The following is a 12,373-nucleotide window of genomic DNA, read 5'->3' as shown; positions in this document are numbered from 1 at the left end:
TTCAGTACAGAACCAAATCCTTTCACTAATATTTTTTGTCCAACTTTTTGGGGTCAGTACAGTTTTGGGAGAGTTTTTTTTTATTTTCCGCCAATCAAAAAAAGATTGAAGAATGGAGCCACAAGGGGAGTTCTTCAATCTTATTTATAGTCATTTTGCTTATCTTGACATTAGTTAATCACTTCAAAAACAGAAGCAGTCAGATTTTCAACATAAAATGGTCTTTTATGACGGCTGTTACCAGCTACCAAACGAAGCTTATCAGAATTTGACAGGTAGAAAGGCAAGCCACTGGCGTTAAAAATAATTTCATAGTGCTTTTCATCCTTAATCTCAAAAATCAGTAGTCCGCTTCCTTGATTTGCAGATTTGACAAAGACATGCTTGTAAATATCTGCGTAAGTCTTATAAGAAAATTCCTTGACAGTTGTCTTTAGATGAATGATCTGCTTGATAAATTCAAGGCTGTTTTGATGATGATTGAGTAAATCCCAGTTTACTTGATTGACAGCGTCCGGGGCATTGTAGCTGTTCATCGCTCTTTCTCGGTCGCTGTGCAGCACTTCTCCGCCTTCACCTGTTGCTACTAATTTACTTCGTGAGAATTCTTGACCTAATTCCATAAAAGCCATGCCCTGCATAAGTAAATTCATGGCCGTTGCCAGTTCAATACGTTTGGATTTTGTTAAAACGTCATCGTGTGGATGCAATTCAGTCAGTAAGTCATGCAAGTTGAAATTATCATGGGCTTCAACATAGTTGAGTACCTGCTCTGGTAACCAATAAGAGCCTAACTCCTTGCTTCCCAAAATAGACTTGGCTACAATGTCTTCGGTCGCCTGGCCGCTGACAAAGCCTGCTTTCACCCCGCCATAGACCTCAGCTCCCTTCACCGCATCGCGCTCGGTATCATTGAAGAAGCCAATCCGCGGCATTTGATAAGCATTGTCTTTTTTAGCCTTATCCTGTGGCATCAGACCCGTTCCCATATCCCAGCCTTCTCCATAAAGCAAAATCCTCGGATCAATTTTATCCATTTCCTCACGGATTGCATTCATAGTCGCTACATCATGGATTCCCATCAAATCAAAACGGAATCCATCAATATTGAACTCCTCAACCCAATAACGCAGCGAATCAATCATGAATTTCCGGAACATCTCGTGCTCGCTTGCTGTCTCACTGCCGACACCGGTACCATTTTGGAAGGAACCATTGGGATTCATCCGGTAATAATAATCGGGAACGGTTGCCTGAAAAGCTGAATCAAAAGTTGAATAGATATGGTTGTAAACTACGTCCAAGGTCACAGAAATGCCAGCATCGTGATAGGCCTGAATCATGGTTTTCAAATCTCGAATAGCCTGACCTGGGTCATCTGGATTGGAAGAAAAACTGGTTTCTGGCGCATTGTAGTTCTGCGGATCATAACCCCAGTTATAAGTGACTTGCCCATTTTCATCATAGTCCTTGTGACGGTCAGAAATCGGCTGGAGCTGAACAACATTGATCCCTAAGTCACAGATATAATCAAAGCCCGTCTTGTATCGCAAACGATTTCTAGTACCTGTCTGGCAAGCACCTAAGAAGGTACCTCGCAGTTTCTCTTCTACCCCAGAACTGCTGGATTTGGTTAAATCCCGAATATGCATCTCATAGATGACTGCCTGATTAGGATTTTTGAGACGCCAAGTGGCTTTCTTGCCTTGACAAACCTTAAAACCTGGAACAGTCTTGTCCTTTTCAGCAACAATAGCTGAGCGCTTACCATCTGGACTGGTGGCTATCGTATAGGGATCGCGGGTATGAAAATGTTGATTTTCAAAACTAACATGATAATGGTAGGCCTTGCCAGCTAGATCCTCTGGCACGTCAACCAACCAAACTCCAATTGTATTTTTAGCATGATCATGCGAGTATGTTTCTCCCTTTTTCATAGGGAATTTTTTATAAATGGCTGCTTCATTGCTGGAAGATTCATAGACTACCAATTCGACATTTTTTGCTGTTGGAGCCCAGACTTTAAACAGGTTGGTCTGCCCCTGCAGACGATGACCAAGCCAACCTTGGTAACCCCAGCATTCATCAAAATAATCTGACCGCATAGCCACATCAAAATTATGAGGGCGGCGCTGTGAGTATTGGTGGCTGGTTGTAGCCGCCTGAAGGGAATAATAAACCTGATGGTCTCCTTCAATCAGCCACACTTCTGTTGGTAAATGAGCAGGCAATAAATCGATATGATAGTCACAAGACTGGCTGGACCAGTCCGAACGCTTGACAATCACATGGGCCTGTCCCAAAGGCTCCAATGTTTTAAAAGATAGTTCTCCTTGAATACCGAAATAATCAAGTTTGGAAAAAGAAGCTTCTTTTCCCCATTTATTTGTCTGCCACTGCCACAAATCATAAGAAAAGTAATCTCCCTTAGGATTATGATAGTGAACGATGACCTTATAGTCTAACATTTTCATTAATCTCTTCATTTCTAAATTATTCTATCGAAAGAGCATTCTCATCAATTTCGTCTATATTTGCAAAAAATTCCAAATGATTATGCAAAACTTCGAGTTCTACTGGTGTATCGCCACCATATTCACCATCTAGATTCAGCATAAATGGTGCTTTTTTGTCCAATACTTCTAGCTTCAATTTGCTGGTTTTAAGATATTCAACCTTGGCATCCGTCACATGCTGTCCACCATTGATTGCTTGTATAATCAAGCTAAGCATATCAAATAACTTAGCCGTTTTTACCACAATCAAGGTGAAATTCCCATCATCGAATTTTGTATCCGGAGCTAGTTTTTCAAAACCACCAATAGAGTTAGTCAAGGCTACAAAGACAAGCGAAACCTTGCCCTCAAAAACACCATGATCATGCTCAATCCGTACCTTACGAGATTTGGAGCGAGGCAGCATTTTAGCCCCTTCTGCGACATAAGCAAGATAACCCAGACGGGATTTGACTTCACTAGGAACACTGTAAGTCAGCTCCGTTAGAGTACCTGCAGCAGCAATATTGATAAAGTATTTGCTGCCATAAGCCCGGCCGATATCCATCTGAATCGTTTGGTTTTTCTCAATAATGCGGGCAGCAGCTACCGGATCCCCCATCGGAATCTTCAAAGCTCGCGCATAGTCATTGGTCGTTCCAGTCGGGATAAAGGCCAGCTTGGGACGCACATCTAGAGAGGCAACCCCATTGACTACTTCATTAATCGTTCCGTCACCACCAGCAGCAATCACCAAGTCAAAACCAGCCTTGGCTGCCCTTTCGGCTTCCCGCTGCGCGGAGAAGGGCTCTGGAGTCGTTTGGTAGGCGCTGGTCTCATAGCCAACATCTTCTAAAACGTCCAAGACTTCGGCAATATTTTTCTTGATAATCTCCTGCCCAGAAGTTGGGTTATAAATCAATCTTGCTTTTTTTATCTTGTTCTTCATACTCAGCCTCACAAGCCATCTAACCAATCCTCATCTCGAATCTCGATTCCAAGTTCTTGGGCTTTGGTCAATTTGCTGCCTGCATCACTGCCAGCTACCACCAAGTCCGTCTTTTTAGACACACTTCCGGCAACATTAGCGCCCAAGCTCAGCAATTTTTCTTTGGCTTGATTCCGTGTTAATTTTTGTAATTTTCCGGTCAGTACGACTGTTTTGCCAGAGAGGACTGCATCAGCAGCTACTTTTTCACCTAGATAGTCTAAATTGACACCAGCTTCTTGCAGTTCCCGCAGCAGCACTTGGCTGCCTTCCTGCTCAAAATAAGAATGCAGACTTTGAGCGATAACAGTCCCCAAGCTATCAATAGCTGCAATTTCTTCTTGGTTTGCCTGAGAAAGTCTAGGAATATCGTGGAATTTCTCCAGTAGAATCCGACTAGCCTTGCTTCCCACATGACGAATACCCAGCCCAAAGAGTAATTTCTCTGCTGAATTATCCTTGGAAGCTTGAATAGCATGATACAACTTGTTGGCTGATTTTTCCTTAAAGCCGTCTAAGGTGAGCAAGTCTTCTACAGAAAGACGGTAAATGCTGGCAACATCCTTGACCAACTCCTTGGCAAAGAGCTTTTCGACAACCGCAGGGCCTAGGCCTGTGATGTTCATAGCATCTCGACTGGCAAAGTGGATCAAGCCTTCCTTGATTTGAGCGGGACAGAGAGGATTGATACAACGCAGAGCTACCTCATCCTCAAAATGCAATAGCTCACCGCCACAACTCGGGCAGTGACTTGGGATTTCCACAGCCTTTTCTGACACCCGCTTGGACTCGACTACACGTAAGACAGCTGGGATAATATCGCCTGCCTTATAGACAATAACTGTATCACCCTTGCGAATATCTTTTTCAGATATGTAGTCCACATTGTGCAGGGTCGCCCGACTGACAGTCGTCCCCGCCAACTGGACAGGGGTCAGATTGGCTGTTGGTGTCACGACACCTGTTCGACCGACGGTCCAATCCACAGACAGAAGCTGAGATTCCTTTTCCTCTGCTGGAAACTTGTAGGCGATGGCCCACTTAGGTGCCTTGACAGTAAAGCCCAGCTCTTCTTGGACACTTAAGTCATTGACCTTGATAACAATCCCATCAATCTCATAAGGCAGACTATCCCGCTCCTGAGCAATTTTTTCGATAAACTCCCAGACCTGATCCATAGATTCCGCCAGAATATGAGTAGGATTGACTGAGAAGTCCAAAGATGCCAGCTTGTTCAAAACAGCTTCCTGACTGGTTTCCTGAGTTGGACTGGCTTCTTGATAGAGGAAGGTAGCCAGTTTACGCTTGGCCACAACAGCTGTATCTAATTGGCGTAGGGTTCCAGCTGCTGCATTTCGCGGATTGGCAAACTCAGGCTCGCCATTTTCCTGCCGTAGCTGGTTAACCGCATCAAAGGAGGCCTTGGGCATGTAGCATTCTCCGCGGACAGTCAAGTCAACAGGCTCTTTGAGAGTCAAGGGAATATCCTTGACCCGTTTGAGATTTTCCGTGATGTTTTCACCGACAGAACCGTCTCCGCGCGTCGCGCCTGCTATCAAGACACCATTTTCATAGGTCAGAGAAATGGACAGACCGTCAATCTTCAGCTCGCAGAAGTAGGAAACATTGGGAAATTCCCGACGCACCCGCTCATCAAATGCCAGTAATTCTTCACGTGAAAAAGCATCCTGCAAACTAAAAAGAGGATACTGGTGTTGGTATTTTTCAAATCCTTCTAAAATTTTCCCACCAACCCGATGTGTAGGGCTGTCAGGCAGAATGTCTGATGGGTACTTTTCTTCTAAGTTCACCAACTCACGATAGAGCTGATCATACTCACTGTCAGATACGCTTGGACGATCACTGGTATAGTATTCATGGGCGTATTGATTAAGCAATTTGACTAATTCTGCAATTCTTTCTTTCATACTTCTATCTTATCATAAATGGGCAAAATCTTCCTCTATTTGTTCCTCACAATCCACAAGAAATTAAAAACAACCATACATTTTTATAGTTGTTTCTTATAATCTATCTCGTCAAATCAATATGCTGAGACAGACGATTGATTAAAATCGCTCCAATCAGCAAAGAAACAAATTCTCCAGCCGCTGTCGTAAACCAAGTGAGGAAAAAGGGAAGACCTTGTAAGAGGTGCAGTTCCGCAGCAATGGTAAACATGGAAATAGAAAAGAGAATTGCAAAGCAGAAATGATCTAGCCGAATCAGATTATTAAGAATATATTGATTCTTAAATTTTTCAAAAAGAATAACACCTAAAGTCAAAAAAACTAAAGTGGAACCACCACCAACAAAGACATCTACGATACCAAAACTATATAAATTGGCAATCATGCAACCTAAGGTCACCCCGATGATATACTTACGATGATAAAAGGCCATAAAGTTCATCATCTCTGAAATACGGAATTGATAAGCACCATAGCTAATAGCATTCAAAGGTGGGGTAATGGTCAAAGCCACATAGATTGCAGCAACTAAGGCAATCTGAGTCATGTCACGAACAGTTAGGTTTTGTTTTTTCATTTTTTCTCCTTTAGCGGTTTTCCCGCTTAAAATATGCTTGACGAAAGAAGCTAAGCGTCAAGGGCTGTATCCATCACTAACAGTAAGAAATGAAATAGGTCGGAGATTCTTTTAAAACAGCTCCTTCTCCTCATTCTCTCACATTGAGACACAGCCTTTCAAGTATAGCACAAATCCCGAAAATATGATAGACTAAGATCATGAAAGTTGTAATAAAAAAGTTTTTTGATAATGAAATTTTATCCTACCTGTTTTTTGGAGTAGCCACTACTGTGGTAGCTGTCGCGACCCGGATGCTGCTCTATACTCTGACCTCGAATGAAATCATTGCGACCATCATCGGAAATATCGCCGGTATCCTTTTTGCCTTTGCGACCAACGATACCATTGTTTTCAAGCAAAAAAGAAAGGGCTGGCCAGTCAGACTGATTAAATTCTTTATCGCTCGGCTCAGCACCCTAGGCCTCGACCTAGCTCTAACCATCATCTTTGTCAGCTGGTTCCCGCAAATCATCGGCCAATTTGTCAACAATGACATCAAGACGGTCAATACTATCGAAACCTTCATTGCCCAAGTAGCTATTATCATCCTCAACTATGTCTTCAGCAAGATTTTTGTTTTTAAAAGCAAGAAAAAATAATAGGCTATTTGATAAGCTAATATGGAGGTTGTAATGCACTTTCGATTGGAAAATAGAGAATCGAAGAAAACACAAGAACTGGGAAATTTAATCAGAGCATACAATCAATCAAAGAGAGAACCGTCAAAAAGTGAACCTCTTAACATCTATGTCGAAGACGAACAAGGAAATCTAATTGCCGGCATGGTAGCCGAAACTTTTGGAAATTGGCTAGAAATTGAATATTTGTATGTGCAAGAGAATTTACGAGGACAAGGCTTAGGCTCAAACATTTTGAATCGGGCAGAAAAAGAGGCTAGAGAAAGAAAGTGTAACTATTCATTTGTGAATACTTATCAGTTTCAAGCACCGGATTTTTATAAAAAGCACGGTTATGAAGAAGTGTTTGCCTTAAAAGAATATCCCTATACTGGAGAAAGATATTATTATACAAAAGTGTTATAATTTAAGATTTGAATGATTCAAATCAGATGCATTATTGCCGGTTTCTTACGAAGAAGAGAAAATGAAGTTATGCTTAGATTGAAGCTACTTTTCCCTATAAAAGCAAATCTGGACCAGATTATTCTGATCCAGATTTTTTGATGATTAGATTTCCAGCCTTGGATTTTCAGCTGTCAGGTGAGTAATGTCACTCTTGACACCGAAATATTCCTCTACCAGAGACTGGAGTTCTTTCATGGCTGCTTGAGCACGCGCTGCCTGCTCTTCATTGATGGCCTCGATAACCAAAACAGCATCCTTGGTCCCTTCTGTCAGCATGGTTCGCTGAGCTTCTCGCCAGTTGAGACAGCGGCAGACGGCTCCCTCCTCATCATAGTAGATAATTTCCTCTGGCAGAGCCGGTGCATCCGTTTCAGCTCCCAGTGGAAAGAAGGCTTCACCACCCTTGGCTTTCCCCAGATGAAGACCACCAACAATCTTGTCCAAATCCTCCCCACCACAGGGTACAGCATAAGAAAGGGACACACTATTATAAATATCTACCAAAGGATTGATCGGATGAAACTCCCGCCCCTGACTGACCCGCTTGAGCAGGGCTTCAATGGAAGAACGGGCTCCCTTCTTGGTTTTGAACTTACTAAAAGCCTGCCGCCATTCCTGAATAACATCATTCTGGGTAAAATTCTCATCTGGGATAAATTCTTCAGCTCGCTTTGTTCCCTTATCTAGCAAGGATTTGAAATAAGGATCCTTACTTTCATCAACTGAATTGTCCAAACCCTTGACGACCATAATACTAATCTGCGCCTCTGGAAACAAAGTCCAAAATTCATTTTCAACTGTAATTCTCATGTTGCACCTCAATAATTTCTTTTCTGACCTTTTTTGACCAGCTCCCAGTCCTTGGTAATATTCTCTCGGACGCGAACCAGCATCTTTTCTAACTCTTTCCGATCAGTTTCTGAAAAAGTTTCCAACGAAACCTGCTCCGAATATTCGTTTTCCGCTAAGATAAAAGGATAGAGGGCTGCCCCCTTCTCAGTGACAAACCATTCCTTATTCTTGCGGTTATTGGCAGCTGGACGCTGTTCCAGTAAACCTTTGCCTTCTAGTTTCTTGACTGATCGAGCCACCGTCGAGCGATCTACCTTGAGCAAATCCGACAGCTCCTCCTGGATAATCCCAGGATTCTCCGCAATCCGTACCAGATAGAGATATTGTCCCCGCGCCAGATCTATGTCACGAAACTCCAGATTAGCTATGGAATCCAAAGCTCGGGCAATAATGCNTCATTTATCCTCCTTATGAAACTAGTATATCAACTTTTTATTGCAAATGCAATAAAAAGTTGATGCTTTCTAAAAAAGAAAGGATTTTCTTTAATAGGAGCTATCACATTTTTATTATTTCTGTAGCGGAGAAAGCAATATAGACATTACCAAGCACTTTTTCGACGCAAAAAGACGTACAGTTGTTACAACTGTGCGTCTGTCTGCCCTAATTATACTTTAACTTAACTAGAAAAATGACTCTGTTAGACTTGCCATCAAACAGTCAAAAAGATTCCAGAAATAACAGCCAGCCGTAAGTAAACATTAAACTCCATACAGCAGCAATATCTCTATTTATTCTCTACTACTTTCTCATTATCCATAATAAATGGTTTGGCCAGACCTTCTCCTGTGTAGTCTTTATATTTGGTCTGCAAGTATTTGTAGACATCTTCCTTAGTTGCAAACTTGATAGCCTGATAAGGTTCTTCAAAGGTCAGCTTTTCGACAAATAAATATCCGTCTTTATCTGGAACCAAGACGCCGACATGCCCGACAAAGAGAGAGTCGCCATCAAGATTGTCGTGGACTATGACAGACAGCATCCTTGCCTTCTCATTAAACTTGAACTGTTTGAAATATTCCTCCATCTTCTTAGCGTGAACCCGGACATCTTGGGTCGTCTCAGTCTTGACTCTTGAGAATAGGATATTAAAAGCTTCTTTATCTTTAGTATCAAATAGCTTTCCTTTGTCAATCGCGTCATTATCTAAGAATAAAAGTTCATCATCCTTTGCCATTTGAGGAATTTCGATGCTATTTTTCAGCAAAGTATAAGAGTTAATTCGGCAATTTGTCCCGATAAAATCACCCTTTTTTTCACGCCACAAACTGCTGATTTTTTCTACATCGTAGTCTGTTTTTGTGAATGTAGTGAAATCTCCCATTAATCCAGCAGAACCAACAATCCCATTGTAGTCATTGACTAGATTGACAAAGTTATCTACACTGTTTTTATCCAAGTCGGCTGACAGCAAACTCTTGACTTCTTCAACACTCTTTTTACTGTTTAAATTTGAATAAGTTGCCTTCCACGGATATTTTTCCGAGCTAGTCTGACCAACTGTTGAATTTTCTTGACCGCCGTTTGATTGCTTTTGTGCCTTCCCACATGCAGCTAAGCCAAGAATTGCCAAAGTGCAGGCACTCATCAACATAATCTTTTTTACTTTCTTCATTCTTTCGTCCTTTTTACATTTTTACTATATCTTCTTCAAATAATTCCTCTTGTTATTATATCAAGAAATACTGGAAAACAGAAAGAAAAAAGCTAATTTGAATAGAGACTTCCTTGTTCTTGAAATCACATCTGAACTGAATGAGCAACTTTATAGAACAAACACACCTCAACGAAGCTATTCCCCTAAGCAAAAAAAATGACTGCACTTTTATCAACTGCAGTCACTTTGATTTATGAATTGATGAGCAAGGTAGAGTAGCTAACTCCAAATGCCAATTTAAAGAAAGGTCTCGCTATACACTGGTAAGTCTACTTAATCTTATGCTTGTTCATCTTTTCTTCAAAAATAGCTGTCATGATAGCGCGCAATTCCTCACACTCCTTTTCAGGAAGGTCACCTGCTTGCTTAGCCACAGCATAGAGTTCTGGGTATTGCTTGGCAACTCGCTCAACCGTCTTGGTCGTTGCATGCCCTCTAACAAGGAAGGGAATTCGCTTAAGCCATTCTTGTGGCACCAGAGCCAAAATCTTTTTTGCCGCTTCCTTATCGCTAATGACGGCTGTACTAAGCCCCTCCTTGATTTGCTCCTGCTCTTTTTCAGTAAAATCTTTTAATTCCATTCTGAACTCCTCTTTTCTAATAAGTTACTTGCTAAGGACTCATTATACACCTAAGTCCTAAAAACTACAAATATATAACTTGAACAGGCTGCTTTTTGATTAGATTTTTGAAAGCTGAATAACTTTGACAAATCTTTAAGTCAGATTTCCAAAAATTAATTTGCAGCAGTTTCCAAATCTTCCACAAAAATTACAAAGCCTTTTGGTAAGATATGAAGCTGCCCATCCGAGACTTGGCAATGACTCACCAAATCAGCCGTGGCTCTGTTTAAAAGATAATTCTCTTTAGACTGATTAAAAACTGCTCGGATAAGGTGATCATCATGGTACCATTCTAAAGCCAGCACATCAGGCGCGATTTCTTCTAAGCTGTACTTCCCACGCTTAATGATATGAGCACCATCCTTACGAAGCTGAATCAATTCCTTCATGAACTGAAGCATGTCATTGTCACTAGAAACTCGCTCCCAAGGCATGACACGTCTACAATCTGGGTCTGGACCTCCACTTAACTCTAACTCCGTCCCATAATAGATACAAGGTGTCCCTCTTTGTAAAAAGAGAAAGGCGAGGGCGGATTTGACAAGTTGGACATTCCCTTTGGCTGTTGTCAAAATGCGCTCCGTATCATGAGAATCCAAGAGATTAAACATGACTTCAGAGATTTGCTGCTTGTAGTACATAGACTGGCTGTTAATCTCATCAATGAATTGACTGGTCTTCTTGACCCCACGCAAGAAATAATCCTTGATACTATCAGATAAAGGATAGTTCATAACTGCGTGAAACTCATCGCCATTTAGCCAGGGCTGCGAAGCATGCCAAACTTCTCCTAGAATATAGAGGTCAGGCTTCTTAGCCAAAACAGCTTTCCGAAAATCTCGCCAAAATTGGTGGTCGACTTCATTAGCCACATCCAGGCGCCAAGCATCAATATCGAAATGCTCAATCCAGTAGGTTGCAACGCTTAACAAATAGTCCTTCACTTCTGGATTTGCCGTGTTTAATTTTGGCATATAGCTGGCAAAAGCAAAGGTGTGATAAGGGAGCTTTCTTGAAGTTGCAAGCTTATCCTTTGTCACTGGGAACTCTTGAATATGGAACCAGTCTTTATAAACTGATTTTTGACCATTTTTGACAACATCTTGCCATTGAGGAGATTGATCGCCGATATGATTAAAAACAGCATCCAGCATGATTTTCATACCTCTCTGATGGGCCTGCTCTACCAATTGGCGGAAGGTCTCCTTGTCTCCAAAATGGCGGTCAATTTCGAAATAATCCGTCGTATTGTACTTGTGATTGCTCGGAGATTCAAAGATAGGACAGAGATAAAGGCCTGTAATGCCCAAGTCTTGTAAGTAATCCAAATGGTCAATAATCCCTTGTAAATCACCACCAAAGAAATTGTCTCTTTGAGGAGCGATAGCGAAATCCCAAGCTCGTGCTTTTTTCGGTGAAATCTCAGGGTTTCCATTGGCAAAGCGTTCTGGGAAAATCTGATACCAAACCGTATCTGCTACCCAGTCAGGAACATGGCAAGCATCAATCTCATGGATATAAGGAAGCTTAAAGCCATTTCCTTCGTAATGAAGATTTTCTAGCGTATCTTCAACACATCCCTTATCGCCATACAAGATACTATAACCTTGCTTATCCTTAATCTCAAAGAGATACTGGAGTCGCGCGTAACCAACTGAAATCTCCACCTGCCAATAATCAAACAAAGCATCGGAGGTGACTTTGACCATTTCCTTGCTGTCCTCATAATGATCCTCCATAAAGATAAAAGGATCTCCATAGTGCAAGGTAATATTCTCAATATCTCCCCTTTTCGTCCGAATGTGAATGTGCATTTTCTTATCTTTATAAAGATACGCATACTCCGACTCTGGCCTGTGGTAAATAGCTGACAATTCCATATTTTCTCTCCTAGATTTTTCTTTATAAACTCATCGTAATTTTATGCAAACGATTTCATTGCGTAGCCCTAGTATATCACTTTGAAGAAATGATTGCAAGGTGTTGGGCTAGTTTATAAGCAGGAGCTTATCTAAGCAAGTTAAAAGAGTCTGAGACAAAATAGTTCTCAGCCACAAAAAAGCTAGAGATTCCCAATTGCGGAA

At 41.5% G+C, this 12,373-nt stretch carries 11 protein-coding genes and 1 riboswitch; of the genes, 2 read left to right on the top strand and 9 right to left on the bottom strand.

Annotated elements, in window-relative coordinates; genetic code table 11:
- Positions 1-170: 170 nt before the first annotated feature.
- The 4 genes from pulA to SSIN_RS01020 form a co-directional block, all read right to left on the bottom strand.
- A complete protein-coding gene (gene pulA / locus SSIN_RS01035; protein WP_037614738.1) occupies positions 171-2,468 on the bottom strand; it encodes a type I pullulanase in 2,298 nt (765 codons plus the stop codon).
- Between the two features lie 25 nt (positions 2,469-2,493).
- On the bottom strand, positions 2,494-3,444 hold the full coding sequence (locus SSIN_RS01030; RefSeq protein ID WP_037614736.1) for a diacylglycerol kinase family lipid kinase: 951 nt from the start codon (positions 3,442-3,444) through the stop codon (positions 2,494-2,496).
- 8 nt (positions 3,445-3,452) lie between these two features.
- Complete coding sequence (gene ligA / locus SSIN_RS01025) at positions 3,453-5,411, bottom strand: NAD-dependent DNA ligase LigA (protein WP_037614734.1); 1,959 nt, start codon at positions 5,409-5,411, stop codon at positions 3,453-3,455.
- Positions 5,412-5,514: 103 nt separating this feature from the next.
- The gene (locus SSIN_RS01020; RefSeq protein WP_037614731.1) at positions 5,515-6,030 is read right to left on the bottom strand and encodes a QueT transporter family protein; all 516 of its coding nucleotides are present in this window, start codon (positions 6,028-6,030) and stop codon (positions 5,515-5,517) included.
- Positions 6,028-6,122: riboswitch (PreQ1 riboswitch) on the bottom strand. It overlaps the preceding gene by 3 nt.
- 108 nt (positions 6,123-6,230) lie before the next feature.
- Here SSIN_RS01020 and SSIN_RS01015 point away from each other — a divergent pair.
- Together SSIN_RS01015 and SSIN_RS01010 are read left to right on the top strand one after the other, a co-directional pair.
- Entirely contained in the window at positions 6,231-6,671 is a 441-nt protein-coding gene (locus SSIN_RS01015) for a GtrA family protein (protein WP_037614728.1), read from the top strand.
- A 33-nt stretch (positions 6,672-6,704) separates the two neighbouring features.
- A complete protein-coding gene (locus tag SSIN_RS01010; protein ID WP_037614725.1) occupies positions 6,705-7,115 on the top strand; it encodes a GNAT family N-acetyltransferase in 411 nt (136 codons plus the stop codon).
- A 144-nt stretch (positions 7,116-7,259) separates the two neighbouring features.
- Here the strand turns inward: SSIN_RS01010 and SSIN_RS01005 are convergent, their stop codons facing one another.
- The 5 genes from SSIN_RS01005 to SSIN_RS00985 form a co-directional block, all read right to left on the bottom strand.
- Positions 7,260-7,967, bottom strand: a complete 708-nt coding sequence (locus SSIN_RS01005) for a B3/B4 domain-containing protein (protein ID WP_037614723.1) — start codon at positions 7,965-7,967, stop codon at positions 7,260-7,262.
- An 8-nt stretch (positions 7,968-7,975) separates the two neighbouring features.
- A complete protein-coding gene (locus SSIN_RS01000) occupies positions 7,976-8,401 on the bottom strand; it encodes a MarR family winged helix-turn-helix transcriptional regulator (RefSeq protein WP_037614722.1) in 426 nt (141 codons plus the stop codon).
- A gap of 335 nt (positions 8,402-8,736) precedes the next feature.
- Complete coding sequence (locus SSIN_RS00995; protein ID WP_037614720.1) at positions 8,737-9,624, bottom strand: DUF4300 family protein; 888 nt, start codon at positions 9,622-9,624, stop codon at positions 8,737-8,739.
- A 311-nt stretch (positions 9,625-9,935) separates the two neighbouring features.
- Positions 9,936-10,247, bottom strand: a complete 312-nt coding sequence (locus tag SSIN_RS00990) for a hypothetical protein (protein ID WP_037614718.1) — start codon at positions 10,245-10,247, stop codon at positions 9,936-9,938.
- A gap of 155 nt (positions 10,248-10,402) precedes the next feature.
- Entirely contained in the window at positions 10,403-12,169 is a 1,767-nt protein-coding gene (locus SSIN_RS00985; protein ID WP_037614717.1) for a glycoside hydrolase family 13 protein, read from the bottom strand.
- Between the last annotated feature and the right edge of the window lie 204 nt (positions 12,170-12,373).

Source organism: Streptococcus sinensis, assembly GCF_000767835.1.
Lineage (GTDB): Bacteria > Bacillota > Bacilli > Lactobacillales > Streptococcaceae > Streptococcus > Streptococcus sinensis.
This window is presented reverse-complemented; position numbering and strand designations above follow the sequence as displayed.

Excerpts from the sequence above, each read along its gene's own strand:
- SSIN_RS01010 (WP_037614725.1), top strand. The coding sequence starts at position 6,705 with ATGCACTTTCGATTGGAAAATAGAGAATCGAAGAAAACACAAGAACTG.
- SSIN_RS01015 (WP_037614728.1), top strand. The coding sequence starts at position 6,231 with ATGAAAGTTGTAATAAAAAAGTTTTTTGATAATGAAATTTTATCCTAC.
- SSIN_RS00985 (WP_037614717.1), bottom strand. The coding sequence starts at position 12,169 with ATGGAATTGTCAGCTATTTACCACAGGCCAGAGTCGGAGTATGCGTAT.
- SSIN_RS01020 (WP_037614731.1), bottom strand. The coding sequence starts at position 6,030 with ATGAAAAAACAAAACCTAACTGTTCGTGACATGACTCAGATTGCCTTA.
- SSIN_RS01030 (WP_037614736.1), bottom strand. The coding sequence starts at position 3,444 with ATGAAGAACAAGATAAAAAAAGCAAGATTGATTTATAACCCAACTTCT.
- SSIN_RS00990 (WP_037614718.1), bottom strand. The coding sequence starts at position 10,247 with ATGGAATTAAAAGATTTTACTGAAAAAGAGCAGGAGCAAATCAAGGAG.
- pulA (WP_037614738.1), bottom strand. The coding sequence starts at position 2,468 with ATGTTAGACTATAAGGTCATCGTTCACTATCATAATCCTAAGGGAGAT.
- ligA (WP_037614734.1), bottom strand. The coding sequence starts at position 5,411 with ATGAAAGAAAGAATTGCAGAATTAGTCAAATTGCTTAATCAATACGCC.
- SSIN_RS01005 (WP_037614723.1), bottom strand. The coding sequence starts at position 7,967 with ATGAGAATTACAGTTGAAAATGAATTTTGGACTTTGTTTCCAGAGGCG.
- SSIN_RS00995 (WP_037614720.1), bottom strand. The coding sequence starts at position 9,624 with ATGAAGAAAGTAAAAAAGATTATGTTGATGAGTGCCTGCACTTTGGCA.